Annotated in this window: 19 protein-coding genes, 1 pseudogene and 1 riboswitch; of the genes and pseudogenes, 9 read left to right on the top strand and 11 right to left on the bottom strand. The window is 54.2% G+C overall.

The features are described 5' to 3' along the window. The first annotated feature begins 344 nt into the window (after positions 1–344). From BQ5383_RS13280 to BQ5383_RS13250, 9 genes and pseudogenes are all read left to right on the top strand, one after another. A complete protein-coding gene (locus BQ5383_RS13280; protein ID WP_139193434.1) occupies positions 345–770 on the top strand; it encodes a type II toxin-antitoxin system PemK/MazF family toxin in 426 nt (141 codons plus the stop codon). After that, the gene (locus BQ5383_RS21175) at positions 722–883 is read left to right on the top strand and encodes a hypothetical protein (RefSeq protein ID WP_172724631.1); all 162 of its coding nucleotides are present in this window, start codon (positions 722–724) and stop codon (positions 881–883) included. Before BQ5383_RS13280 ends, BQ5383_RS21175 begins: the two co-directional genes overlap by 49 nt. A gap of 116 nt (positions 884–999) precedes the next feature. Continuing rightward, entirely contained in the window at positions 1,000–2,598 is a 1,599-nt protein-coding gene (locus BQ5383_RS13275) for a recombinase family protein (protein ID WP_071432707.1), read from the top strand. Further along, positions 2,595–3,416 (top strand): recombinase family protein, encoded by an 822-nt coding sequence (locus BQ5383_RS13270; RefSeq protein WP_071432705.1) that lies wholly within the window; start codon positions 2,595–2,597, stop codon positions 3,414–3,416. Before BQ5383_RS13275 ends, BQ5383_RS13270 begins: the two co-directional genes overlap by 4 nt. Continuing rightward, entirely contained in the window at positions 3,413–5,035 is a 1,623-nt protein-coding gene (locus BQ5383_RS13265) for a recombinase family protein (RefSeq protein WP_071432703.1), read from the top strand. Before BQ5383_RS13270 ends, BQ5383_RS13265 begins: the two co-directional genes overlap by 4 nt. Before the next feature lie 21 nt (positions 5,036–5,056). Then, positions 5,057–5,803, top strand: coding sequence for a metallophosphoesterase family protein (locus tag BQ5383_RS13260; RefSeq protein WP_071432701.1), 747 nt, complete (start codon positions 5,057–5,059; stop codon positions 5,801–5,803). Between the two features lie 9 nt (positions 5,804–5,812). Continuing rightward, positions 5,813–6,283 (top strand): annotated as a pseudogene (locus BQ5383_RS21590) (DUF1016 N-terminal domain-containing protein); the annotation flags it as partial. 111 nt (positions 6,284–6,394) lie between these two features. Then, positions 6,395–7,918, top strand: coding sequence for a Y-family DNA polymerase (locus BQ5383_RS13255; protein ID WP_071435100.1), 1,524 nt, complete (start codon positions 6,395–6,397; stop codon positions 7,916–7,918). Continuing rightward, a complete protein-coding gene (locus tag BQ5383_RS13250) occupies positions 7,915–8,349 on the top strand; it encodes a hypothetical protein (RefSeq protein ID WP_071432699.1) in 435 nt (144 codons plus the stop codon). The genes BQ5383_RS13255 and BQ5383_RS13250 overlap by 4 nt, the downstream gene beginning before the upstream one ends. Before the next feature lie 638 nt (positions 8,350–8,987). On the opposite strand, the gene BQ5383_RS13245 is transcribed toward BQ5383_RS13250, so the two are convergent. From BQ5383_RS13245 to BQ5383_RS13190, 11 genes are all read right to left on the bottom strand, one after another. After that, positions 8,988–10,079, bottom strand: a complete 1,092-nt coding sequence (locus BQ5383_RS13245) for an HD-GYP domain-containing protein (protein WP_071432697.1) — start codon at positions 10,077–10,079, stop codon at positions 8,988–8,990. Further along, positions 10,076–12,649 carry a hybrid sensor histidine kinase/response regulator gene (locus BQ5383_RS13240; RefSeq protein WP_071432695.1) on the bottom strand — a complete coding sequence of 858 codons (2,574 nt, stop codon included), beginning with the start codon at positions 12,647–12,649 and terminating at the stop codon, positions 10,076–10,078. The genes BQ5383_RS13245 and BQ5383_RS13240 overlap by 4 nt, the downstream gene beginning before the upstream one ends. A 22-nt stretch (positions 12,650–12,671) precedes the next feature. Next, positions 12,672–13,763, bottom strand: a complete 1,092-nt coding sequence (locus BQ5383_RS13235; protein ID WP_071432694.1) for a GGDEF domain-containing protein — start codon at positions 13,761–13,763, stop codon at positions 12,672–12,674. 891 nt (positions 13,764–14,654) lie between these two features. Next, entirely contained in the window at positions 14,655–15,326 is a 672-nt protein-coding gene (locus tag BQ5383_RS13225; RefSeq protein ID WP_071432689.1) for a DUF4956 domain-containing protein, read from the bottom strand. An 11-nt stretch (positions 15,327–15,337) separates the two neighbouring features. Next, positions 15,338–16,063: a polyphosphate polymerase domain-containing protein gene (locus tag BQ5383_RS13220; RefSeq protein ID WP_235821986.1), complete on the bottom strand. Its 726-nt coding sequence runs from the start codon at positions 16,061–16,063 to the stop codon at positions 15,338–15,340. Further along, positions 16,050–17,828: a CotH kinase family protein gene (locus BQ5383_RS13215; RefSeq protein ID WP_071432684.1), complete on the bottom strand. Its 1,779-nt coding sequence runs from the start codon at positions 17,826–17,828 to the stop codon at positions 16,050–16,052. The genes BQ5383_RS13220 and BQ5383_RS13215 overlap by 14 nt, the downstream gene beginning before the upstream one ends. 5 nt (positions 17,829–17,833) lie before the next feature. Next, entirely contained in the window at positions 17,834–19,285 is a 1,452-nt protein-coding gene (pelG, locus tag BQ5383_RS13210) for an exopolysaccharide Pel transporter PelG (RefSeq protein ID WP_071432683.1), read from the bottom strand. Continuing rightward, on the bottom strand, positions 19,248–20,690 hold the full coding sequence (pelF, locus tag BQ5383_RS13205) for a GT4 family glycosyltransferase PelF (protein WP_071432681.1): 1,443 nt from the start codon (positions 20,688–20,690) through the stop codon (positions 19,248–19,250). Before pelF ends, pelG begins: the two co-directional genes overlap by 38 nt. A 19-nt stretch (positions 20,691–20,709) precedes the next feature. After that, positions 20,710–22,563: a DUF2194 domain-containing protein gene (locus tag BQ5383_RS13200; protein WP_235821985.1), complete on the bottom strand. Its 1,854-nt coding sequence runs from the start codon at positions 22,561–22,563 to the stop codon at positions 20,710–20,712. Next, positions 22,551–23,450 (bottom strand): hypothetical protein, encoded by a 900-nt coding sequence (locus BQ5383_RS13195; RefSeq protein ID WP_071432679.1) that lies wholly within the window; start codon positions 23,448–23,450, stop codon positions 22,551–22,553. The genes BQ5383_RS13200 and BQ5383_RS13195 overlap by 13 nt, the downstream gene beginning before the upstream one ends. 48 nt (positions 23,451–23,498) lie before the next feature. Continuing rightward, the gene (locus tag BQ5383_RS13190; protein ID WP_071432677.1) at positions 23,499–26,588 is read right to left on the bottom strand and encodes an HD-GYP domain-containing protein; all 3,090 of its coding nucleotides are present in this window, start codon (positions 26,586–26,588) and stop codon (positions 23,499–23,501) included. 41 nt (positions 26,589–26,629) lie between these two features. Then, positions 26,630–26,718: riboswitch (cyclic di-GMP riboswitch) on the bottom strand. Between the last annotated feature and the right edge of the window lie 56 nt (positions 26,719–26,774).

Below are 26,774 nucleotides of genomic sequence, written 5' to 3'. Positions count from 1 at the left end.
GTACCCTGCATCAAAGACGGCCAAAGAAGGCGGCGAGCGGTTCCCATCTATCCCAAAGCAGCACTGGCAAGCTGTTTCGCCATGACCCGATCCGCCTACAATGGTACCCCTGCCCAGCCACAGACACAACCAATGGGGGCAGCCCGGAGAGATCCTCGGGGGGTGAGATTCCCGGAGTGTGCCGCCAGGCACAGTTCAGTCACTGCCCACCGCTTGGGGGACGGGTAATAATACCAGGTGTTTGAATAGATCATAAAACCGGGCCGGTTCATTTTTTTCAGAATGAAAACACGACAACGATGGCCGGCCCGGATACATACCCAAAGGGAGGAGGAAACCGCCCTATGAATAGACCGCAGAGGATTATCCATCGCGGAGAACTCTATTACGCAGATCTGAATCCGGTGGTTGGCTCAGAACAGGGCGGTATCCGTCCGGTTCTGATTCTGCAGAACGAGGTGGGAAACTGGTTCAGCCCCACCGTAATTGTCGCCGCGGTCACTGCCAAAAGCAGTAAACCCTGTTTGCCGACCCATGTACTGGTGGGAAGGGACAGCGGCCTGCGGCAGCCCTCTGTTATTCTTACGGAGCAGATAAGAACGATAGACAAGTCCCGGTTGTTGGACCGGATAGGGGTGCTTTCCCCAGAGAAGCAGGAACAGGTAGACCGGGCGCTGCTTGTGAGCTTCGCCCTTTCACAAAAAATAGAGGAGGATCAGGAATGGATGCAAGAGGAATCATCAATTACTTTGGAATGCTTCGGCTTTTGAAAGCACTGGAAGGTCACGGCTTTACTCAGAAGGAACTGAAAAGGATCGCTGCCCATCTGGAGCTGGAAGCAGAGAGAGGGTTATTCCTTTCCCAGCCGAAACAAGCGGCATAAAGTGTCTTATCTTCGCAAAATTTAAAGCGGAATCTTTGTAAGTTTTTTTACCCGATTTGACATAGCTATATGAGAAAGAGTGTGGTATGTTGTATTGCTGACAGGAGGTGAGAATCATGGGGAAAGGGCCGGTGACAGAGGGCAGTTTAGCCAGAAAACAAGTCATCGTCATCGAGGCGGATAAGGCACCCCGCCCTCAAAAACTGCAAGTGGCAGCCTACGCCCGGGTGAGTTCTGATTCTGCTGACCAGCAGAATTCTTTCCTGGCCCAGACAAGATATTACACCACCTATATCACCTCCCATGAGGAATGGACCTTCGTGGATCTCTATGCCGACGAGGGGATCACCGGAACATCCGCCGAAAAGCGCACCGAGTTTCAGCGGCTGATCGCCGACTGTAAGCGAGGGCGCATTGACCGGATACTTTGCAAATCCATCTCACGCTTTGCCCGAAACACTATCGATTGCCTGGAGACCATCCGGGAGCTGAAGAACCTGGGTGTCGGGGTCTATTTCGAGGAGCAGAACATCGACACTGCCCAGATGAGCGGGGAGCTCCTGACCACTATTTTTGCAGCCATCTCCCAAAAAGAGAGCGAAAGCATCTCTGAAAACATGAAGTGGAGTTATCAGCGCCGGATGGAGAGCGGGGGATATATTCCCTCTTCACTACCTTATGGATACGAGCTTTGCAATGGGAAAATTCAACTCAATCCATCACAATCAGCTATTGTCCGTCGTATTTTCCAAGAGTATCTTTCTGGGGACAATATGAGAGTCATTATTGAACGTCTCAATGCGGATAACATTCCTGTAAAATCCGCAGATCCTGAACAAAAGTGGACAATAAATTCTCTTTCGTATATTCTTTCTAACGAAAAATATATCGGAGATTCGCTGTGGCAAAAAACTTATCGGACCGATACATTTCCCAGAATAAGGCACATTAACCGTGGCGAGCAACCGCAATATTATGCAGAACAGACACATCCTCCTATTATTTCAAAAGAAATGTTCCAACAAGTTCAGCAGCTTAAACAGCATCGTCTGCAGAAAAATGGGTCACGAATAGGCCCAATAACACCACTACACAAAAAATTATATTGTGGTATATGTGGTGGGGGGTTTCGTAGGAAAAACTGTCGAAATATTACCTATTGGTCTTGTGTTAGTCATGAGCAAAACCAATCAAATTGTCCTATTACCCAAATTCCTGAGCGGGAGATACAGGCTGCCTTCCTTCGGGCCTACCACCGTCTGCGGATGAATGGAATTCCAGTCTTAAAACAATTGGCAGCCAACCTGCGGAAAATCCGGGAGCAGCGGTTTCTCTGGCGGGTGGATATTGTAGAGCTCAACAAACAAATAGGCAGCCTGATGGATCAGAATCGAATGTTGGCCGAAATGCAAAAGCATGGCCTCCTCGATTCTGATCTTTTTTTATCCCAGACAAACGGGATCGCTCAAAAACTCCGGGAAGCCCAGGCTCAAAAAGAAAGGCTGCTGGGAGAGAACGAAGACCAGACGCTGGAACAGACCAAGGAACTGCTGGAATCATTATCTTCCATGCCGGAATTCCTTCCCGATTTTGACGAAGGGATCTTTGTGGAATTAGTAGAACAAATCACGGTGGAAAGCAACACATCCCTCTGTTTCTGCCTGAAGAATGGGATAAAACTTCGGGAAACGATTGAAAGGTCGGTGCGCAGATGAAAAACCGGAAACTTCCCTTCGGCTATGAGATGCGAATGGGAAAAATGTGTCTCAAAGAACGAGAGGCTGAGTTGGTAAAACTGATTTTTCAAAGGTACAGTGAAGGCATTTCCTATAATCAGATTGTCAGCATTCTCAGCAATCAGCCCATCCCATACCGGGAAACTGGCCAGCCCTGGAACAAAAACATGGTGGCGCGTATCCTGCAGGATGAACGGTATACCGGCACAACAGAGTTTCCTCTGGTAGTCGATCCGGATCTCTTCCAGGAAGTCCAGCAGAAACGGCCTTTAACCGGAGGATCATCAAGAAATGCAAAGGAGATGCGCCAACTGCGGGAATTGGTAGTCTGCGCCAGCTGCGGCAGCCGTCTGACTAAAAACCTACACGATAACTGGTCCTGCCTGAAGTGCGGCGCCCCCTCCGTCAAGCTGCGGGATCAGGCATTGCTGGAAAGTATCCAAAGCCTGCTGCTCCCACTGGCACGGGAACCGGGTCAGGTTGTGGAACCTCCCGGGCAACCCAGGGATCACCGGGATCTGGAAACCCAGTTGGAGCAGCTGCTAAGCAAACCAGGGCAAGATGAAGCCCGAGCCAAAGAACTCGCCTTGGCCTTGGCTGAGGCGCAGCTGGCGGATATTGATTCGAAACGGTATGAAACAATCCGTATCTGCTCTCTGTTGAAGAAGCAAGGAGAACAACCACTGGAGACTGACCAGATCCGGATGATTGTAAAAGCGGTATATCTGCATCCAGACGGATCTCTAAGCCTAAAGCTAAAAAACGGACAAACCATAGAAGGAGGTAATCCATCATGAATGAAACTGTACCAAAGCTTACTATTATCCCGGCAAATCCAGAACTCGCCGAGAAGAAATCTATCCGGCGGCAGCTGCGTGTGGCTGCCTACTGCCGGGTATCCACAGACTCAGAGGAGCAGATGACCAGCTACGAGGCCCAGAAAACTTACTATACCGATAAAATCATGCAGAATCCCCAGTGGAGTATGGCCGGGATCTTTGCAGACGAGGGAATCACAGGTACCTCTGCTGAAAAAAGGCCGGAGTTTCTTCGGATGATCCGCCTGTGCCGGAAACGAAAAATCGATCTTGTACTGGTAAAGTCGATCTCCAGATTCGCCCGCAACACAGTGGATTGCCTCCACTATATCCGGGCGCTGAAAGAGCTGGGTATCGCAGTGATCTTCGAGAAGGAAAACATCAACACCCTGGACAGTGAAGGAGAAATGCTTATCACACTTCTGGGGGCCTTTGCGCAGGCAGAGAGCGAATCCATCAGTCAGAATGTCCGCTGGGGGATTCGCCAAGCCATGCGGGAAGGGCGCATATCGCTCCGCTGCAAGCAACTCTATGGTTTCACCGAAGATGAAAACGGCCAGCCTCAAGCACTTCCGGACGAGGCGGAAGTAGTCCGCCGGATCTATAAAAGCTTCCTGCGGGGGCAGAGCATCCGGATGATCAAGGGATGGCTGGATGCGGAGGGGATTGCTCCGCGCAAGGGTAAGGAATGGTCGCTCTCCTCCGTTGAGAATATCCTAAAAAATGAGAAGTACTGCGGGGATGTGCTGCTGCAAAAGACATTTATCAGCGACTGCATCAGCCGGAAGGTCATCAAGAATGTGGGGCAGCTTCCCATGTACCTCATTGAGAACCACCATGAAGGAATCGTCAGCCGGGAAACCTATCAAGCGGTTCAGGCCGAGTTCGCACGCCGCGGTTCCCGCCGCTCCCCCAACAAGCGGGCAGCCGCTACCGGGCTATCCAGCTATACCTCCCGGTACGCCCTCAGTGACCGGCTTGTCTGCGGGGAATGCGGGACCCTCTACCGCCGCTGTACCTGGGTCCGTAAAGGCGGAAAAAAGATCGTTTGGCGCTGCAGCAGCCGATTGGACTACGGCAGCAGGTACTGCAAGCATTCTCCCACTATGGAGGAAGGGGCGCTTCAGAGAGCAATCATGGCAGCGGTCAACTCCATGATGGAAGACAAAACCCGCCTGGTTGCCGCCATCTCCGACGCTATCCGGTCAGGACTCGCACCGGATGCCACAGGATCTTTGACACCGGCAGTTATCGACAAAGAACTGACCCGGCTGGATCAAGAGTTCCAGGAACTGCTCCAATATGCCGCAGAGAATGGCGGGTACATGGACTATGCGGAAAAGTTTAAAGCAATCAGCGAGCAGATGGGGGATCTGCGGGAACAAAAAGCATTGATACTGGAGGCGCAACAGGCTGATCTGGCAGTAAATGGCCGGATTCAGCAGGCAGAGGAACTGCTGAATTCGGCATCACCGGAGATTACAGAATGGGATGAAGAACTGATCCGCCAGGCAGCGGAAACAGTAAAGGTGCTGTCGGATCACGAGATCCTGGTCTGCCTGCGGGGCGGCATAGAGATCCGGCAGGAAGTGATATAATACTACATAGGGGGGATCACCATGATTTATGCTACCGGGGATACCCATGGCACATTTGAGCGCTTTCGGGAAGCATATTTCCCCGAGCAAGCAACTATGACGAAGGATGATTATGTAATCATCTGCGGAGATTTTGGCGGGGTTTGGGATGGAGGCAAACAGGAAAACAAACGGTTGGATTGGTTGGAACAGCTTCCCTTTACGGTCTTGTTCGTTTCCGGCAACCATGAAAACTTTGACCTTCTGGCGGAATACCCGGCAGAGGACTGGAACGGTGGAAAGGTACAGCGTATTCGTCCCCATGTAATCCATCTCCTGCGAAGCCAGGTGTTCCAGCTGCAGGGACACAGCTTCTTCACCATGGGAGGCGGGAGGAGCCACGACATTGAGGATGGAATCTTAAGTCCCTTCAGCGAAGATTTCTGGGAGCAGTATCTGTATTACCGCAGTATAGGGGCACGGTTCCGGGTCAACCACCGCAGCTGGTGGAAGGAGGAAATGCCATCCAGCGGGGAATACCAGGAGGCGGACAAGATCCTGGAACAATCAGGATGGGCAGTGGATTATATCATTACCCACGCAGCTCCCAATCACATCGTGGATTTACTCAGCGGGGGCGCTTATGGCTATGATCCCCTGACCAATTTTTTGGAGGATGTTCGTCAAAAGGCGAAATTCCACTACTGGCTGTTCGGTCACTATCATGACAACCGGATCTTCGAGGAAAAATATGTGTTGCTTTGGGAGCAAATCGTAAAAGTGGTTTGACAGAAAAAGATGGACGCAGCTTCGGCTGCGTTTTTTCTTTTGGAAAAATACATAGTAAAACGATGCCATGCATCAGAAGGGAGGAAAGCCATGAATAAGCGCAAACCAGTAGACTACACAGAATTGTATACCCTGCTGGATGAGATCATCGCCGGCACTGTCGCCCAAATGGAGCAGTATACCGCCATCGGAAAAGCGGTTTCCATGAGATCCGAAAAAGGTGCGGCGGTGGCAGCGGCGGAATATCTGCAGCAGAACAGGCCGGAACTCACGGGCTTTTCTCCCCGGAATTTGCGGCGGATGCGGGCTTTCTATCAGACATATGGGGATCATCCTGACCTGTTGGAACTTGCCATGCAGATCGGCTGGACACACAACATTTTGATTTTAGAAGCGGATCTGGAGCTGGCGGAACGGGTTTGGTATCTGAATGCTGTTCTGCGGTTCGGATGGACGAAAACAGTCCTGAAAGAAAAACTGGCAGAATCTGCTCATTTGGAGCAAAGCACCCTCGATGAATCCCGTCCCCTGTGGTATACTAATGAAGAAAAGGCGCAGGATTATACGCCACAGGAAGGGAGTGACCGAGGTATGAAAGAAAACTGCTACATCTGCTGCGATCTCAAGAGCTTTTACGCCTCGGTAGAATGTATCGAGAGAGGGCTGGACCCGATGACCACCAACCTGGTGGTGGCGGACAAGCGCCGCACGGAAAAGACGATCTGTTTGGCGGTAACCCCTTCCCTCAAAGCCTATGGGATCTCGGGACGGGCACGGCTCTTTGAAGTGGTACAGCGGGTTGGCGAGGTCAACGCCCAGCGAAAATGGAAAGCTCCCGGCAGGGAACTTACCGGTTCTTCCTGGCATGACCCGGAGGTGAAGGGAAATCCTTCCCTGGCTCTGGATTATATTGTCGCTCCCCCCCGGATGGCGAACTACATTGAGTGGAGTACCCGAATCTATCAGGTCTATCTCAAATATGCGGCTCCGGAAGATATCCATGTCTATTCCATTGATGAGGTGTTCATCGACGCCACCAGCTACCTTGAGACATTCAGAATGACCGGGCGGGAATATGCCCGGGCCATCATCCTGGATATTCTGCAAACCACCGGTATCACGGCGGCGGCCGGCATCGGCACCAACCTGTATCTGGCCAAGATCGCCATGGATATTGAAGCGAAACACGTTTCGGTAGATGAGTATGGGGTGCGGATCGCTGAGCTGGACGAGATGAGCTATCGGCAAAAGCTGTGGAGCCACCGCCCTCTCACCGACTTCTGGCGGGTGGGAAAGGGCTACGCCTCAAAGCTTGAATCTCATGGCCTGTATACCATGGGAGATATCGCCCGGTGTTCCCTCGGGAAACCCGATGAAGTTTACAACGAGGAACTGCTTTACCGCCTGTTTGGGGTCAACGCGGAGCTGCTCATTGACCACGCCTGGGGCTGGGAACCCTGCACCATAGCGGATGTGAAAGCCTACAAGCCGGAAAATAAAAGCATTGTTTCCGGGCAGGTGCTCCAGAACCCCTATACCTTTGAGCAGGCCCGGCTGGTGGTGCGGGAGATGGCAGACTCCCTGGCCCTTGACCTGGTGGACAAGGGGCTGCTCACCGATCAGCTGGTGCTCACGGTGGGGTATGACATTGAAAACCTTACCGACCCGGAACGCCAAAAACACTATACCGGCCCGGTTACCACCGACCACTACGGGCGAAAGATCCCAAAGCACGCCCATGGGACTGCCAATTTGGGACAATATTCCTCTTCGGCCCAGGATCTGATGAAAGCGGTGAGCGAGCTTTATGACCGGATCACAGACCCAGCTCTGCTGGTCCGGCGGCTGAGCATCAGCGCCAACCATCTGGCGGACGAAGCCACTGCACGGCAGCGGCAGCAGCCGGAGCAGCTGGATCTGTTCACCGACTACACAGCACAGGAGCAGAAGCAGGCGGAACAAGACGCGGCCTATGCCCGGGAGAAAAAGATACAGGAAGCCATGCTGGGGATCAAGAAGAAATTTGGAAAGAACGCGATCCTCAAAGGCATGAATCTGGAGGAGGGGGCCACCGCCAGGGAGCGGAACCAGCAGATCGGAGGGCATCAGCAGTGAACGGAAAATATGACGACATCATCCATCTGCCGCATCCCACTTCCGCCAGGCATCCGAGAATGTCCATGATGGACCGGGCGGCACAGTTTTCTCCCTTTGCGGCTCTTACCGGTCATGGCGCAGCCATCGCTGAAACCTCACGGGTTACTCAGGAACGAATCGAGCTGAGTGAAGACGAAAAAACCCTGCTGGATAATAAACTGCAGATCCTTCGGAAATTGATAGATGAGCACCCGATGATAACTGCTACATGGTTTTCCCCTGACAAAAAGAAGGCCGGGGGCAGTTATGTTACTGCCACCGGGATATTGAAAAAGTTTTCAGATACTGAGCGTGCTTTGATCCTGGAGGACGGCACAAGCATCCCTCTGATGGATGTGACGGGGCTGGACTGCGAGCTGCTTTATAGCTGGCTGGGAGATCTAAACTGACCACCCTTCCCACCAGGCAAAAAGCCGGGAGCTCAATCGTGCTCCCGGTTTTTTCTTTTTTCCAAAATCCTTGCCCGCATTCCAGCAAGTCTAAACTGAACAACTATATCAAAAAAGAACCTGAAGCCAAATTGTGCCTCAGGTTCTTTTCTCTTGTCCAAAATTGCAATTTATATCCAGGTGATCTCAAGTTTTTACTATCGCCAAGACCAAAACCCCAATTGTTTGCCGGAAGTAATAATATAAACCATCACCTCCTGCTTTCAGGGAAAAAACCGCAGACTCTTTTAAAATCTGCGGCCTGGCCAGCGGAACAGAAAAGGGCGCTGTCATACCTGATCACACCCTATTGACGCCTGATGATTCCGTTGTTTGGATCTGTCCCGTTCTTCGCTGTCCTAAAAAACATTGATTTTACTCATATCTTCTGTAAGATATTTATTCACTGTAAAATTCCTCCGGCGAGCATCATGCCGAAAAATCAAAGGCTCCATCCGTTTCCCCCTATCTCAGATCAGCCGGATGGTGGGTAACGTGCGGCTTCGTTATTGATGCAATCAAAAAACAGCACCATCCAGTTGTTCCAAAAGTGCTTATGCTCTCTGTGTTTACGCTGACCTTGACCAAACGGCGGCAGGTCACTTCACCCATGAGCGGCTTGATTCCTCTTTTTTATACAGCTGCCGCATCCAGGGTTCCGCTTTGCGGAAATATTCCAGCATGCGGGGATTGAACACACCGCACTCTCCGTCCAGAATCATTTCTGTGGCCCGGTCAAAAGGAATCGGCTTTTTATAGCAGCGCTCGCTGACCAGCGCATCATAGACATCTATCAGAGAGACCACCTGGGTCCACATGGAGATCTCATCTCCTTTGAGGCCCTCCGGGTAACCGCCGCCGTCCCAACGCTCGTGATGGTGCAGGGCAATGTCGTAAGCATAACGGTAGGCGGAATGTTCCCGCATCTGCGGGATGTGCGATAAAAGCTGCGCACCCTGGGTGGTATGAGTCTTCATCAGCTCATACTCATCGGGGGTGAGACGGCCTTTTTTGTTCAAAATGGCATCGGGAATAGAGATCTTGCCTACATCGTGAGTAACGGCGCCCATGCCGATGAGGCGTATTTCACTGTCCGAGAGACCGTCACCCAGCGGCGTTTCTCCCAGCAGCATACAGGTAATATCGTGGATACGGCGTACATGCTCCCCCGACTCATCGCTGCTGAATTCGATGGCAGTGGAGAGCGCTTCCACCATACCCATGCTCATTTCAGCCAACTGTTCGGCCTGGAACAGGAGCTGATCCCGCTGACGCTCTACCTCTGCGCCCAGCAGCCGCCGTGCGGCGAACAGCTCCACCACAGACTGCACCCGCCGGCGTACCACAAAAGGCACCACCGGCTTGGCAATGACGTCCATAACACCCAGGTCGTATGCCTTCTGCATAGTGTCGTCGCCGGGATCAGCGGTGATAAGGAACACCGGTACCACCGACGTAAGCTTACGCTCATTCAAAATGCGAAGCAGCTGGATGCCATCCAGCCGGGGCATTACCACATCCAGCAGGATGGCGCTCAACGGACGGCTTGTCCCCTCGATCAGCTCCAACGCCTGCTGACCGTCCTCTGCTTCAAGTATATCGTAGTCCGTCTGAAAAATATTGGCCAGAATCGCCCGATTCAACTCCTCATCGTCCACGATAAGGAGCGCGTTTTTTTCTTCGGCACTCACGTTTCCATCTCCTCGGCGGTTTTGTCCTGGGGAGCGCGGCCGCTTCCCTTTCCCCGCTCTCGCTCCGCCATCAGCCGCTGCATAACCCTTCCCAGGACGGCCATGTCCACAGGTTTTGGGATGTGGCTATTCATACCCGCCCTCATGGTGCGGTCAACGTCCTCAGAAAAGACATTGGCGGTGACAGCAATGATCGGCACATCAGCAGCATCTGACCGGGACAGGCCACGGATGGCGCGGGTTGCCTCGCAGCCGTCCATCACCGGCATCTGCATATCCATCAAAACAGCGTCGATCACGCCCTCCGGCTGGGCCAGGAATGCCTCTACCGCATGGGCGCCATTGTCAGCGGTAATGACCCGGGCGCCCATCTGCTCCAGCATGGCAGTGGCCATCTCCCGGTTAAGTTCATTATCCTCCGCCACCAGCACACACCGGCCCTCCCAGCAAAACGCCGGGCTTTCGTCTTCCTCTTTGGCAACCGGATTGCCGGCGGGGGCAAAGGGAAGCGTCACAGTGATGCGGGTCCCCTCCCCCAGCTTGCTCTCCACCGAGATTTCGCCGCTCATCTGCTGTACAAGGATCTTGACAATAGACATACCCAGTCCGCTGCCCAGCACGGGATGAGCGGAAAAGGAAGTTTCGCGGGCGTAAGGATCAAACAGATGCTCCTGAAATTCCTCAGACATACCAATGCCGGTATCCTCCACCACCACCTGATACTTGCTGTTGTGATGGAAACGGAACTGCCGGGCCTCCAGCCGGATGGTATCGCCCTGGTTTGTATACTTCGCCGCATTGGACAGAAGGTTGTTGAGTATCTGGTTGATCTTCTTTTCATCGCCCAGAACCTCATTCTGCTCAAACTGGATGGACACTTCGAAGATCTTGCCCGCCTCCCGCAGCTGGTCCCGGAAAAGGTCGGCGGTATCATTGAGCAGGCGGCACAGGTCCATGGGCTTTTGGTCCAGGCCGCCCTTGCCAGCCTCCATGCGGGAGAGTTCCAGGATATCATTGACCAGATCCAGCAACTGGTTTCCAGCGAAAGATATTTTGCCCAGATAGTCCTGAGTTTGGTGGGCATCGCCCTCATTCAGACTGCGCTGTGCCAGATTGCAGCAGCCCAAAATGGCGTTGAGGGGGGTACGCATATCGTGTGACATACGGCTGAAGAAGTCCGAGCGGTCTTTGGCACTTTTGCGGGCGGCGTCCAGTGCGGCCTGCAGTACCGCGGTATGCTGCATCGATCGCTTTTTCTCGTCCTCTACATCCCGGAAACAGAGGATGACCTCATCAGGGGCCAGCTCCTCGTTGTAGAGCGAGTGGATATTCACCCATCGGTATCCGCTGGCGAACTGCCGCTGGAAGTCACCGCCATAATCGGTGATACCCTGATGTACCCGCTGGCGCATATTTTCAATGGAGAAGCTGGTCTCCACCGCCTGGAAAGTACTGGGCCGCACCACCTTGCTCATGGTCTCCATCAGCAAAGAGTAGTTCCCCCGTGGGGGCAGCACACCCTTCATGGATTCATGGTATTTGAGCGCTTTGTAAGTTTCGTTTTTCAGATTCACCCGGTAGATGGCATAGAAGGAATCACCCAGCAGCTGAGCCGTCCTGTTGGCAATACGCATACTGCGGCTGTGGAGGAAATCCTGTATGGTGAAGAAGGCCAGCAACAAGAACAGCCCCAGGGCAATGGCTCCTATGAACACCACAAACGCGTTGGTCTCGCCCATCAGAATGTCTCTCACCGGTGTTGTGATGATCACTGTCCAACCGTTCTCCATATGGTGGTAGTACAGGCTGCGGGGCACACCGCTGCGGTCGTTGAAAAAACTGTCATAACCAGTGAGGGAGCCATCCTCAATACCGTCCAGCATATAGGTGACAAATTTTTGAAGCTGCTCGGTATCTATTTGCCAGATGGTGCTGGCATAGAGCAGATCACCGCTTCGGTCACACAGATAATAGGAAAAATTCTCCGGCAGGGTGTTGAGGGTGGTATGCAGCTGGGGATTCTGAACGAACACATCCATCGCCAGTACATTTCCCTCATCCTCCAGTGCCACGGAGATGGTGAATATCATTTGGTCAGTAATGGCGTCGGTGTACACTTCGCCGCATACCAGCTCACCATCAGCCTGGATCGCCTCTGTATACCACTCAGACTGACGAAAATCATCGTCCAAGTCCCCTTCCCAGGGGTTGGCTGCCACGATGCCGCCGTCCACCACCGCGTAAATATCGATCAGCCCTTCTCCGATGGTATCGGCCATTTTGCGGAAATAGCCTGCCAGCCATTGCTGTACCTGCCCAGGGTCACCGCCGTCCTTGACAATCTCATCCACATACTGGCTGGCAATCCGCACGCTGGTCTTTAAATTCTCGATATTCATCGCCTCTTCGATGGCGTAGCTCTGCACCAATGCCATACCGAAGTCCTGGGCGTTTTTCAGCAGCTTGGTGCGCACCAGTGCCACGGTCACTGCCAGCAGCGCCGCAACGAACACCAGCAGCGCCCCGCTCAGGACAAGACTGATCCAGTGACGTTCCCTGCGCATTTTCATTTCTTTCGCCCCCTGTGCGATGTTAATACCACTCATCCACGCAGACAACGTCTTCCTGCATACGCTGATAAAAAGCCGCTTTATCCTCATACATCTTCCGGTCCCTTTCCTGGAAGAACAGTTCTGAAGCTCCTGTGCCCAGCTCGATACGGGCCACGCCCGCTGAGAGGGAGATGGGGGTTGTGGCGCCCTGGGTGTGGTTGTACTGATCCAGGTACAGATCCAGCCGTTGGCGGAACAGCTGCGTTTGTTCCTGATTGTCGTCCATCATCAGCACCACGAACTCATCGCCGCCGTAGCGCACTACCGCCACTGTTTTGTCAGTGGCAGCCTCCAGCAGCATATGGGCCACAGCCTGCAGGATGCAGTCGCCCTTTTGATGGCCAAAGGTGTCATTGATGGCTTTAAAGCTGTTCACATCCAGCAGGATACCTGTCAGTGTGACCTTCTTCTTCTGGTTGTGGATATAGTGCAGCAGAAAGCTGCGGTTGTAAAGGTTGGTCAGCGGGTCCCGGAAGGCCAGCTCACTCTGCAGGCTGATGTACAGGCTGGTGAGCCCCAGCGCTGCCGCTCCCCATATAAACGACAGTCCATAAAAAAGCAGCTGCAGAACAATGCCCAAATAAACCGGCAGCAAAAACGCGCTTATGGGCATATAAATATAACGGCCGGTGCGCCGTTGTCTGAGCTTGATGAGCACTGCTCCGCCGATAAGATAGCCCACCGTAACCACATAAGGAAACCAAGCCAGCGGCCCCCGGTAGTAGACATTGTCAGCGGTGATGCCGAAGAACACATCAGCGAACAGATTGGCCACCGACAGCACCATCACCACCGCGGCAGGCAGTACCGCAAGCAGACGCTGGTGCCGCCCCAGGTGGCTGTTGAGGCAGCACACCCAAAGATAGGCCGGCAGCGTACCCAGCATAAACAGGAGCACGTTGCATCCCATAGCCGCAGACCTGGCGCCGGAAAATTGGCGGCCGTCCAGCAGGAAGCCCATCACTTCCAGCAGACACAAAAGCAGGCACAGCCGACAGATCCAGGCGAAGATTTTCCCATCCGCCAGCTGTGCAGGGCGGTGGCGGCACTGCCCGGTCAGCAGCATCACCATCAAACATATACCCGATCAGAACCTCCGGCAGGTCAACAGAGGATGCGGTGTAGTCAAAAAAGGCAGACACACGATCCCCCATTGTAAAATGATTTTGCCCGGCAACCGCTCATCAGAAACGTTTTGCGAAGCAGCTTTACTTTATCAATAACCATGTTTATTATATTGTTCCTTCCTTAATTTGTAAAGGCGAAATTGTACACCAGAGCTGCCCACACTTTTACGCCTCACAGTATCCACTGCAGCTCTGGCTTTTTCTGAAAGCCTTTATACCTGAAATGGTTTGCGCACAACCGCAGCGAACAAAATGCTTCTCCCTGCCGGACAGCAGTACCGGCCCATACTGACGGACACTTTGACGCCGCAGAGTTCATTGCATCAGCTGCGAGCACTCCGTCATGAAAGCAGGGAAAATCCAGCTGGCGGAGCCTCCAGAGCCTGAGCTCATCGCCGCGGCCGGTGGGTTCGGCCCCGCCGCACATCACTTTTTATGTATTTTCCTTCTTTTGGGTGAAGAAAAGCCCCATGGCTGCACAGGAAGAATACGAAAGCAATAACGTCCTGCCTGTTTGATCTGAGGGCCTGGCCGGAAACAGAGCATATACGAATGAGGATATGTTGAAAAATATCATGGGGCAATATCTGCCCTGTATGGGCTGTCAGCGGCCTATCGTTATCGCTGCCAAAAGGAATTTTTCCGTAGAAAATACCTGGTACCAACACGCTGGCACTGTTCTGTCTTTTCAGGTAAGGCTTACACTACTGACTGGTGATTTTTAGGCTGAAACACCCAGGCAAAACCCCGGGCCGGTTTTCTGCAAAACCAGCCCGGGACGCAGTGAGACAAACCATCCGAATTTTCTGGATACGGGATGTTCGGCCAGCAGTACATCAGCCGTGGTATTCGCCGTTGTACTGAATGAGCGTAGCATCCTGCACCCCGTTGACAGCACGCAGACGCTCCAGGAACAGCGGATCATATTTTTTGAAGAACAACTCCACTGCCATCTCGGTGGAATCCTTGCGGACAGTTTGAGACTTGACGAAATACTTCATTTTGCCAAAGGCCCGGATCACGTTCTCCATCGTTCCCTCACCGGTGTAGTGGATGATTGCGATATAGATGCGACCCTTAAGCTGGTGCTTTCGGAAGAGAGCGATCAGCAGGATCATGATGATGGCCGCCACAGCAACCAGCACATACATTTGGGCGCCGGAAGCGATACCCGAGGTGATGGCCCAGAACAGATACAAAAGATCCAGAGGATCTTTAACGGCAGTACGGAAGCGTACGATGGACAGCGCACCCACCATACCGAGGGAAATTACGATATTGGTACTGATGGCCAGGGTGACCATGGCGGTAAGCACCGTCATACCCACCAGGGTGATGGCGAAGCTGCGGCAGTAGATCACACCCACATAGAACTTACTGTAGACCAGATAGATCAGCGCACCCACCAGCAGAGCCGTCAGCAAACCGACGGAGATTTCCAGCACGGTGGCCTGATCAAAGGCGCCCGACTCCAGAATAGATTTTTTGATGAAATCTTGAACGCTCATTTCACACGCTCCTAATTATTGAACCAATAGTGTTCAAAATCGTTTTGATAGGCGGTCTTTTCATAGCACAACACATATTTGGATACGGCTGTGAACTCCGAGGCCCTGTCAGGAAGCACCTGCCGCACAAAATCCGGCAAAAGCTCCGTGAACTTCACTTCCATAACGCATTTGCCCGGCTCCAGCACCGACAGACCGGGCAGGGTGGGATCAAAAATGTCAAAACTGCCCACCGCCGCGCGAACATCCATGTCAAAGGTGATGCGCACAGTGCCCGCGTCCACAATCCAAGGCTGCCGCTCGTAGTCCACAATGGTGCGCGGCCGCATTACATTGCTGACGCATTCGTAATAAAACTCCCGGCAAAGGGGCTGATCGCTTACCAGCAGAAACCCATAGTCCCCTTCCAGAATCTGATAGACCTGCTGCCGGGTCAGCCTGGCGGACTCCTTGAAGATGTAGCTGCCGGTCTTCTTTTTGCGCTCCAGCTTGATACTGCGGTCGGAATAGTCATAAATGCGAATGCGGTATTTCTTGCGCAGCAAAACACCGGCATCCTTTTCTGAATAGGCGGAATGGAAGTAGTCCTCAAAATACAGACTGCGCAGGGTGTAGCCTCCATTCACAGCATGAGGGTCCAGCTGCATCATCGGTCCAAGGCGGCTGCATATAGCCTCCTTCTGGGCGGTATCGATGAGGTATTTCCACTCGTGGCGGTAACGCTCAGTTTTCCACATACACATCCTCCGTGATGACGCCGTCCTGGTCCACATAGAAGCATTTGACGCCGTACACCTTTCCGGTCTCGATGACATAATAGTCGAAGGCGTATTGCTCATAGCCGCCGGCGTTGGCGGCTGTCACCCGCATGAAATACTGTCCTTCGGGCAGAAGATCGCCCTTGTATTCCGGCAGCAGCAGATCCTCCTGGCGGATGATGGGGTCGGCAAAAGTATAGTCGGATGCCAGCTCGAAGGTGTAGGTGAGGGCTTCACCGCTGAAGCTATAGGCAGCATCCCACTGATAAACCATCTGTTCTTCTTCCTTGCGAGGCACGCCAATGTAGAAGGGCATGGGCTTTTTGTAGGACTCCTTGTAGGAGCGGTAGTTGGTCTCGATCTCGCCATTGAGTGCGGTAGCCACTTCATCGTACTGGGTTTGGGTGAGAGGGGCATACTGTATGTCGGGCATCTGGTAAAGGTAGGGCTTCACAACGGCACTGTACGTCTCGGTCATGTCGTCGATACGCTGGGGAGAAAGATAGGCCCGCAGATCTTCCACTGCATTGTCCAGCGCTGTGCGGAAGGTCTCGGTCTTCAGTGCCCGCTGGAACAGCACGTTGCCCCAGTAGTTACTCACTCCATCCTCCCAACCCTGGCCATCTGAGCGGTCAGCCAGGGCGTACTCCGTGCGTTTGAGCATGCCGTCGTTATCCCAGGAATAGAAATACCATTTATTGGAATTAAGAGGGCTGTAGATGTAGACGTTGCGGCTTTGGGTGTCCCGGTTGCCCACCAGCAGATGGAAGGCCATCCAGTAGGCCATGTTCTCGATGTCAAAGTACTCCTCCAGCACATCCTCCGCCGGTCTGCCGTAGTCGTTGACCGCCTCCAGCATCTGGATCAGCTTGCTGTGGTCGTCATCTCCCTTGATTTCCAGCAGCTCCTCAAAGGCATCCAGGTCGTAGAGCGGATCGTCTGCCATGCGGATAACGTCCTCGTAACGGTAGAACTCAAAAAGGTTTATCTTGTAGAGATGCCCGTTCTTGTCCAGTCCATGGGTCTTCAGGGCAGTCTTGTTCAGCTGCTCCACCTGGGTGTAAAGGCCATAATCCACAAACTGGCCGCTGCCGCCGGCGGTGGTGTCCTTGACATACAGGTGTACAAAGGTGGTACGCAGGCTCATCATCTCGTCGATGCCCGCCATCAGGTCGTAGGCCATCTTGTTGCGAAAACGCAGGCCATCACTCTGATGCTTGTTCAGGGCAATGGTGGTCTGGCCCCTCCATTCCCCCTTGTTGTCCTTCACGCTGATCTTGTAATTCTTCTGGGGCAGCTTGCTGGAGGTCTGACCTCGAATCTGTACTGTGCAGTTGGGCGCGGACTGTCCGAAACCCAGCTCGCCGGGCAGCGGTCCGTTCTCATCTCCCACCTGAAGCAGCCCTGCCACCTGGTATCGATCCACCCCCATTGCATCGTAGTCATAGACGGAATAGCTGTTGATCTCTTCCCAGGTGTGGTCTGTGTTCTCAGCGGCGTTGCCGGTGGATACCGTCAGATACATCGTAACCACCTCGGTGGGATCGAGATTCTCATAGAGCAGCTTTTTGTCCCGCAGCTGCAGCTCATCCAGGGTGGCAGGCTCTGCTTTCACCACAGGGCCGCTGTTCCCGCCCATCGCGCTCTGAGACGCGCTGGGGTCCTGTGTGCTGCCTCCACATCCCACCAGCGAGATAATCAGCGCCGCAGCCAGTACAGCGCACAATGTTCGTTTTGCCCTCATTCCTTTCACTCCTCTCCAAAATGTCGCTCCAGCCAGCCGGCGGCCCTTTTTCCGGGGCCGTGGGATGTTTCCTCCACAAGCGGCTGCACGCAGAGGATGTAATAGGGCAGGCGCTTGATATAATAATTCAGCCTCATCAGCAGCTGTACCAGAAAAATCAAAGATGCCAGCAAAAAACCAAATCCGTAGTACACTGACGGAAAAAACAGCGAGATCACCGAAAATCCCACAGACCCGGCGGCAAAGGCCGCTGTCGCCCGCAAAGCGCCCCGGTAATCGATGAAATACAGCAGGATGAGCATGAGCATATTGCCGATGGCGTACAGACCATAGGCAACGCACAGGGTACGGAAATAGCCCTTCATCATCTCGTTGAAGCCCAGGGGAAGCAGATCCAGCAGATAGCCGCCCAGCGAGATCGCCAGGGCGGAAAACAGCAGCTGCTTGAGAGCGGTGTAAAAGAGCTCGCTTTTGAGCACCGCCAGCATCTCCTTTTCCGCCTGGAGGATGTCATGGCCTGTGCCCTTATCGCTGTAAAGACTGTTGTAGTTGCGATACTTTGGGTAAAAGTTCACCTCCACCGACACCACAAAGTTCACGGTGGTGATCAGGATGGTCAGAAAAGCCAGCAGCGCGGGGATATCATGATAGGGCGCACCGAAAAACAATCCCTTTACCCGCACACCCACCTCGCTGAACCACATGATGACCAGATGAGAAAACAAACCCATGTTGGTGAAAAAACCGATCCAGGCCAGCGCGGAAAATTTGTCCATCCATTCCAGGAAGGCGAAGGCCGGTGCATCAGACCTGGGGAAATGGCGATAGAGCAGCACCGCATCCCAGACGGCCTTCACCCCATAACCCGCCGACACCGCCAGCAGCAGCGATTCCACAGGCGGCCCGCCCGCCATCACCAGTACATAGCCCAGCACCAGCGCCACACCGATGGCAGCAAAGAAAGAGCAGAACATATTGCGGTAGTCTTTGATGGCAGTGAGGTAGCTCATGGCGTTCCACACCAGCACCAGTTCCTGAAACAGCAGGAATAAAAGCACACCCTGTACCAAGGTGGCACCGGAAAAGACCAGAAACACCCCCCACAAAGCGCCGCCCGCCGCCAGCATCAAAAGGGATGATCCCCAGAAGGAGGGCAGCACCCGGTCGTTCTGCTCCTCGAACAGCATATCAGCGGTGAAACGGGTGACCACCATGGAGAAAAAGGAGGTTATCGTTACCGAGGCCAGCAGCACATAGGTGATCATGCACACCAGCAGTTCCCGGTCAAAGGTGGAAATACCACCCAACACACAGATGGTCATCAGGCCCAGCAGCAGCACAATGCCCAGCAGCATGGGGCCGGTGGTGATGACGGTGGCGTAACCAAAGGCCCACATGGAGGCCAGAACACCGGTGCGCTTAAACAGTTTCTTCAGCTCGAAGCCGATGCCGGCCAAGTTCCTCCACCTCCTTGTAGAGCGCGCAGTATTTTGAGAGCATGATGTTATAGCGGAAATAGGTGCAGGCCCGCAGCTGCCCCTGCCGGCCCATCTCCAGCCGCGTCTTGCGGGAGGCAGCCAGCAGCTCCATGGCGTCAGCCATCTTTTCCCGCTGCATGGGAGGCACGAAGTAGCCCGCCCGGCCGAACTCATCCGGAGGAACACCCAGAATCAGCTCACTGCAGCAGCCCACGTCAGTGGTGACCACCGGCAGCCCCGCCGCGAAGGATTCCAGCACTGACAGCGGCTGCCCTTCTGACAGGGAGGACAGGATGGTGAAGTCCAGCTTCTGAAAATACTCCGCCACGTCCACCCGGCCGGGAATCACCACCTTTTCTTTCAGGCTAAGCTGATTGATAAGGGTAAGGCACTCATCCGCGTACTCCTGATCGTCCACACCGCCCAGGATATGCAGCCGTACGTTGTCCATCCGGCTGCACAGCTCATAGAAGGCGTAGATCATGGTTTTGATATCCTTGATGGGAGCAAAGCGCACCACGGCGCCGATGTCCACCATGCCGTCCTCCTGCTTGCGGGGGATCTCGCAGAACTTTTCGTAGCTGATACCGTTGGCGATGACCAAGCATTTTTCCCGGGCCGCGCCCATGTCGATCTGCATCTCCATGGCCCCCCGATAGAGGCTGGTGACCCGCCACGCCCGGGTGTAAATGAGTGAGGAAAGCATATAGAAAAAACGGATCCAGTGCTGCTTGAAGGCTTTTCCCACCCACTGGGCGCCGATGATTTCTTCCTCCCGCTCCCGGGTGTAAATGCCATGTTCAGTAAGCAGCAGAGGCTTTTTGTACAGATGGGCCCCCAGACAAGCCAGCAGTCCGCCATAGCCTGTACAGATGGCGTGATAACAATCGGCCTTGGGCACATCCACCCCCAGCAGGTACAGCACCGGCAGCAGCCGGGAGCGGGTGGAGTGAAAAGCGTCGGCATAGGCAATATAGGGGTAGTGCCGCTCCAGGCTCTCCTCAAACTCCCGCAGAAAGGCTTCACTTTTCAGGTAGGCCATGGGATCGATACGCCGCACCTGATACATGGAAAAAAGCAGATCCCAGTCCGGGCTGCCGGAGCCGATCAGCTCCTCCAGCGCCCGGGTCTCAGCGGGGGTGAAGGTATGGTCTATCACGCCGTCGCCCTTCAGGCGCAGCGCGTCATCCAAAAAAACCTGATGTACCTCGGTGACATTGGAGGGCAGCTGATAGACAAATTTGTCCTTGTCCTCCCGCTTGGCGGCGATGACCCACAGTACGAACTCATGCTGGGGCATTTCGGTTATGTACTGATGCATCCAGGTGGAAACACCGCCGTTGACATAGGGATAACATCCCTCCAGCACCAAACAGATGCGCATAAGGATACTAGCCGCCTTTCTATGCAAATGTTACGGTCACGTCGGGCTGGTCCGCCCGCAGAAAATACAGGGTTTCCGTGAGCGGTTCTAGTGTTCCGCCCTCCACCGTATGGGGGACAGCGTCATTGAAGCGCACCATCAGCTGCGCCTCGTCAATAAAGTTGCCCAGGTGGACCTTCAGCACATCGCCGTTTATTTCGGTGGAAACAGTGATACTGGCGTATCGCTGCACAGCAGCAGCCATCTCGCTGCCGGTGAAATTCCGGATGTTGGGGGCGGCAGTGTAAAGCCAATCCAGATAGGAAGTGAACTGAGCCTTCAGTTCCTCCCAGCCCAGCTCCGCACCCCGTTGCGGGTCCAGCGCGTCGTCCGGATGGGTGAAATGGCTGTTGACATAGTGGAAGTTCAGTTCCGAGAGAGCCGCCAGCTTCATGTAATCCTCCAGGGCACAGCCGGAGATGATACGTGGCTGCTCCACCACTCCATTTTCGCCCACATCAAACTCCTGGGTGCAGTAGAAATCCAGGTCATTGGATTCGAAATAGATGCCGGAAATGGAACGGATCTGGGGATATTCCCGGATCAGAAACTCCTGCGCCCCCTGAGACATGATGTTGGAGGGCGGCACATACACCGACATCTCCACTCCCGGGAACAGCTCGTCGCACAGCTCAAACAGCGTATCCAGAGCGCTGGCCATGGCTTCCTCACTCTGCCAGGTCTTATAGTCGTAAACGCCGTTGTAGTCACAGTCATCCAGGCACAGGGGCTGGTGATTGTAGCCGTGGTAGCCGATCTCGCCGCCCATACGCAGCAGCATATTGCCGAAGTTCAAATAAGTCTCCTTATCTGCCGAGTCGGTGGTGGTGCCATCCACCCGTTCGTCGTAGCACTGGATGGCAAGGCCGGTGTATTTGAGGCCGTAACGGTCGGCCAGATTCATCATGTCCGGCCACCAGATGTTCACATAAAAATCCCGGGTGGACGTGCCGTAATCCCGCCAGATGTACTCGTTGCTGCCCGATGGCACCTGAGAGGGAAAGTCATCCAGATAAAAGCAGGAGGCGTTGATCACCGGATAGACGGTAATGGAGGTCAGCAGGCTGTAGGACGCGGCATACAACCCCCGCATCTCCTTGGTGAAGATGCCAAAGTTGTCCAGCACAAAACGGCCGCTGCCATAACGGCTCTCCCATATCAGCGGCAGCTTCCATTCGTTGTCGGTGCAGGCGTGTACCTTCACCTGGTCGGATTCCGCCAGCTGCACGGTGAGGGCCGAATTCCATGGGTCGGTGATGGCAAAGCCCCGGCCGCCGCCTGCCATGAAACTCTCCGTCACATAGATACCTTCCACCAGAGTATAATCGTAAGAGGACTCCACAATGCCGAACTTGGGCGCCATGACCGAGAAGTAGGTTTCCTTGGAAAGGGTCAAAGGCAGCAGCGCCCCGCCTCCGTTATAGACCCATTCGTCCAGCTCGGTGAGCTTGTCCCCCAGATCCGACAGGTTGCTCAGCAGCAGCACCGCCGTCTTGTAGTCCTTGAAGGCGTAGGCGTCCGTGCGGGCCAGGTCCACCGTATCATGGCCCACCTTCATGTCGGTGAGGATGACCTCGAACTCCTCCAGTGCCATACAGCTGTCGGCGCGTTCGCTGTTATACAAAAGCAGGCAGTCCCGCGGAACCCCGGCCAGTGCCTCCGCCTTGGACAAGGTGGAGCCTGCGGGCAGGAATGACAGCGAAAAGGTGTTATACTGATATCGGATACCGCTGCGTTCGGCGAACAGAACTACCGCCATAAGAGCAAACACCAGGACGATGGCCGCAAGGCCCTTGTATTCAAATGAGGCAAATTTTGCCCTCAGTCTTTCCAAAACGCGACCACCTCTTTTACCTTGGCAGTGAGATACAAGTCCTTTTCCTCCAGCTGGCGCAGCAGCTTCTGCAGCTCCTCACCCCGCTCCAGATCTGCCAGGTACTGGATCTGCTGGATCAGAAAATCCTCATTGCGGGGCCAGAGCCGGCGGGCACTCTCCAGACAAGAGGCGACCGCGACATAGTTTTTCAGGGCCATGTTGTTCTGGATGCAGCGCAGATAATCAGCCGCGACAGCGGGGCCGCTGCGCATCTTCTTCTGGATGAGGGTATCAAACAGATTGCGGTTCATCCGCTCCACCTGGCCCTGCATCAATCCCTGCTCCAGACAGCGCCACAAAAAGTCGCAGTAGTCCGCCAGCAGCACCGGATCATCGGGATTTTGGGTGTACTTTTCCTCCAGTTCCCAAAGGGTCTGATCGTTTTCCTTGGCAATGTTCACCATGGCGGTAACGGCGTAGTGCACCACCTCGGTGTCATCGTTGTTGCCGGCCATCTTCAAAAATTCCACATAGGCCTTGGGGTTGTCGTTGAGGATATCCATAATGAGGGCGCGGCGCTCCTTGGGGGTGTTTACAATCAGCGCCTCCTCCATAGCGACAGTGGAGTTGGAAACACGGCTCTCATCCCGCTGGATGGCTTTGTAGAGCTCCGAGTCCACCTGGAACTTCTCTACCCCCGCCTCGCTGAGGTCGGTCTGCCCGAACAGGATCTGAAAATGCAGCACCAGTACCAGTATCTCGCCCCAAAAGGGTACCAGAAGAGCTACCGGAACCATCAGACGGCGCACCTTCAGCACCCTGGTCCGGATACCAATGAAAATAAGGATGCAGCAGATCAGATGAAGGAGCATCAGGCCCCCAAAAATGACTTCGTACCTAATCATTTTGTTTTGTTACCTCTGCGCAGTCAATGGTTTTCCGTGGAACGCCCGTCACCACCGGCGTCCGCCCAGCAGCGAATCAAGAAGATTTCCCAAACGGAGCTTGTTCTTCGCTGATTTGGTCCGGCGGGCCGCGGCGAACCGGCGGGCAGGCTGCGGAGCCGCCTTTCTGACCGGCGGAACAGGGCGCTTTTCTGTCGGCGGGATCCTGGGAGATTTTGCCGGAAGATTCTTTTGCTCCTTTGCCGTGGAAGATTCCGGGATTTTTGTCAGAGGCGTATCCGTAATCTCTTCCAGCGGCGTCTCCGTGATTTCCGTCAGAACAGCCTCCTGAACCGGCATATCGCACCAGTCGGGCACCTGGGCCACCTGCGCCGAAAGGCCCAAACGCTGGAAACGGGGCAGAATGAACTTCAGGTCCTCATCCCCCGCCTGGGACAAAAGCAGCCAGATGCTGCCGTCCTCCAAAATACCCGCCACATCGTTGGTGCGCACACACCGGGCAAGCAGCTCGCTCATCTCCTCTTTTGAGCGGCCGCCGGCGTCCACTTTCAGCTGCAAAAACTGAAACACCCGCCGCTCTTGCAGCTCTTGGAAAACATTCAGCGAATTGCGGAATGTAGGGGCGTTCTGCAGGATGGTATGGCTCACATACTGCCGGTCGTGCATAGCGCGGCTGTATTCGTGGGCGCGGATAAAGGACATCTGGGTCAAATCGCACAGAATGCGAAACAGATTCACATAATACAGGGAGCGCTGGTGCGTCTGGGCGCTCCAGATAAAAATCAGCAGCAGGGGCTTGTCGTCCTGGCGGATACCGCAGGCGAACATGGGCATATGGGGCAGAAAGCGGGTGTTGCGCCACACCTCACCCCGGTTGAGCACCTCCATCACCGGAGCGTAAGTGTCCAGAGAGATGGAGCGTGAGACGTCGTGCATGATGCTGCGGGAGGCCACCTCCAGCCGGGCGAAGGCGCTATCCTGGCTCACTGAATATACGCTGAGGGTCTTGTTTTCCAGAATGCCCTCGAAGCTGTCCACGATTTTGAGATACAGTTCCCGGGAATCTACGGTATTCAGCTGACGGGTAATATCAAAGATCTTGCCGAAACTGTCCTTGGAACCGATAATCTGCTTTTTCAGATCCTGCTTTTCCCGGAAGGTATCCTCATAGATCTGGCGGGTAAAGGACAGCTTTTCCTCCAGAAGACGGTTTTCTTCAGTGGTGAAACGGATCTGATCATCCTTTTTCAGCTTCACATATCCGCAGATGCCCCCCACCAGGTAGAAAAAGATGAAGGTGAGCCAGTTGGTGGGCTCATAAAACAGTGTCAGCCAGTTGGTGCCGTCCAGCACCTTTGCCGCGATCCAGGAAATGGAGCAAAGGGTGGCCGCACCCATGCCATAGGGCAGGCCGTAGAGGGTGGCAATGATGACAATGTATGCCAGGCGGAAGTCCACAAGGGAGAAAAACAGTGCCGAATCGGTGAGCTGCACCAGAAATTCACAAAGGAGAAACAACAGCACTGTTTCCACAATACGCAGCGCGGCGGAATGCCGCCCCCAAAGAGCCTTCAGCTTCTTCCATGGGGAGCCGGCGGACCCGAGGCTGGCCTTGTAAGCGTGGTATTCGTCCGGCAGGTCGGTGAGCAGCGAGACGGCGGCAAACCAGCTGTACTGCTGCTTGAGGGCAGTGTTTTTCAGATCCAGCCGCTTGGGTGGGTTTTTGCCGGTGAATTCGAAGGTCACACCCGGCGCCAGCCGGGACAGCTCCTTGCACAGCTGGCCGAAGGTGATATGAAAATCATCGTTCACCGTAAGTACGCCCTCTCCCGGCGCCCATAAATCAGCCAGCCGAACGATCAGCGCGGACAGGTCGCTCAGGGAGAGAAAGTGCAGCTGGGAGGTCTCGGACTCCCGCAGGCGCACTGTACGGCGAATACGCATTTGCTCAAACAGGTCGTGGAGAAAGTCGTCCTCTGCGGCTCCGTTGTAGAGGTAGGGAATGCGTACGATCTTGAGGTTAATATGGTTCTGCTCCGCCCAGTACAGGCAGACATTCTCCTTGGCGGCGGAGATGATACCCCGGTCGCTGGAGCTGTCAAAGACGGCGTCCAGGGAGGAGAGGTAGAGAAACTTGGTCTCACCGGAAAGATATTTGCCCGCCTTCATCACCTGGCGCAGCGTCTCGGTATCGCTGGGGGCGATAGTGTCATAGGTCAGCTCGTTGGCAAAATAGATAATGAGATCAAAATCGTAAGTACTCAGAATTGCCTTGTAGTTGGGCATCTCAACGTCGTAGACCTTCACGCCCCGGCCCGGGTCCACCGCACATTTTCCGATGATGGAGATGTGAGCGTCAGGAAAGCTGTCCTGGAGAAACTGCGGGGTAACATAGCGCAGGTTGCCCATCAGCAGCACCTTTTTAGGGGGCAGCGAATAGGGATCGACGTACAAAGCCCTGGAAGCCATAAGGCTGCTGCGGATATCCTCCAGCTGGCGGTGGTCCGCCACACGGATCAAACACTGGATCAACAGCGGGTCAAACACACCGCACATACCGTTGGAAATCATCTCCAGCGCCACGTCCCGGGAGAGCGCTTTTTTGTAGCTGCGCTCCGAGGTGATGGCCTCGTAAGCATCAGCGATGGAAACGATCTGCGCCCAGATGGGGATTTCATCATCCTTGAGCCCGTGGGGATAGCCTGTACCGTCAATACGCTCATGGTGGAACAGACACACATCCATCGCGTAGGCTCTGGTCTGGGGGTCCAATGTACCGCCGAAGCGCTCAAGCATCTCCCCGCCGAAGGTGGTGTGTTTTTTTACGATATCGTATTCAACAGGGCTCAGAATATCCCGTTTTTCCAGAATGGCTTTGGGGATGCGGGATTTTCCAATGTCGTGCAGGCAGGAAGCCAGGGCAATCCGCTGGATCTTTTCTTCATCCAGATCATAGCGGTCGGTCTGCCGCACCAGTTCCCGGGCGATCAGTTCGGTCAAAACCTTCACATAGCAGATGTGGTGGCCGCTCTCGCCGTTAATTGTGTCGGGCATTTTGTCGGCGGAAATCTTTGTATGGACAAAGGATATCACGCCGCCGGTCTCTTTCATGATCAGAGCATCGTATTCGGTGAGCATAGCCAATCTCCTCTATACAAAAAACTGGCCGCAACAAGCATTGTTGCGGCCAGTCAACCATGCAGAAAAACTCTGTTTAGGCACTAAGGCTTTGCGTCCACGGATTTACCCGTGTTTGCCAACGTTTTATATTGATAACATAAAACATCATAGCATAAAATCCGGCGACTGTGAAGCTCCTGTCCT

The organism is Angelakisella massiliensis, from assembly GCF_900104675.1.
Lineage (GTDB): Bacteria > Bacillota > Clostridia > Oscillospirales > Ruminococcaceae > Angelakisella > Angelakisella massiliensis.
The sequence above is the reverse complement of the archived record's forward strand: the minus strand, read 5'-3'. Positions and strand labels throughout refer to the sequence as shown.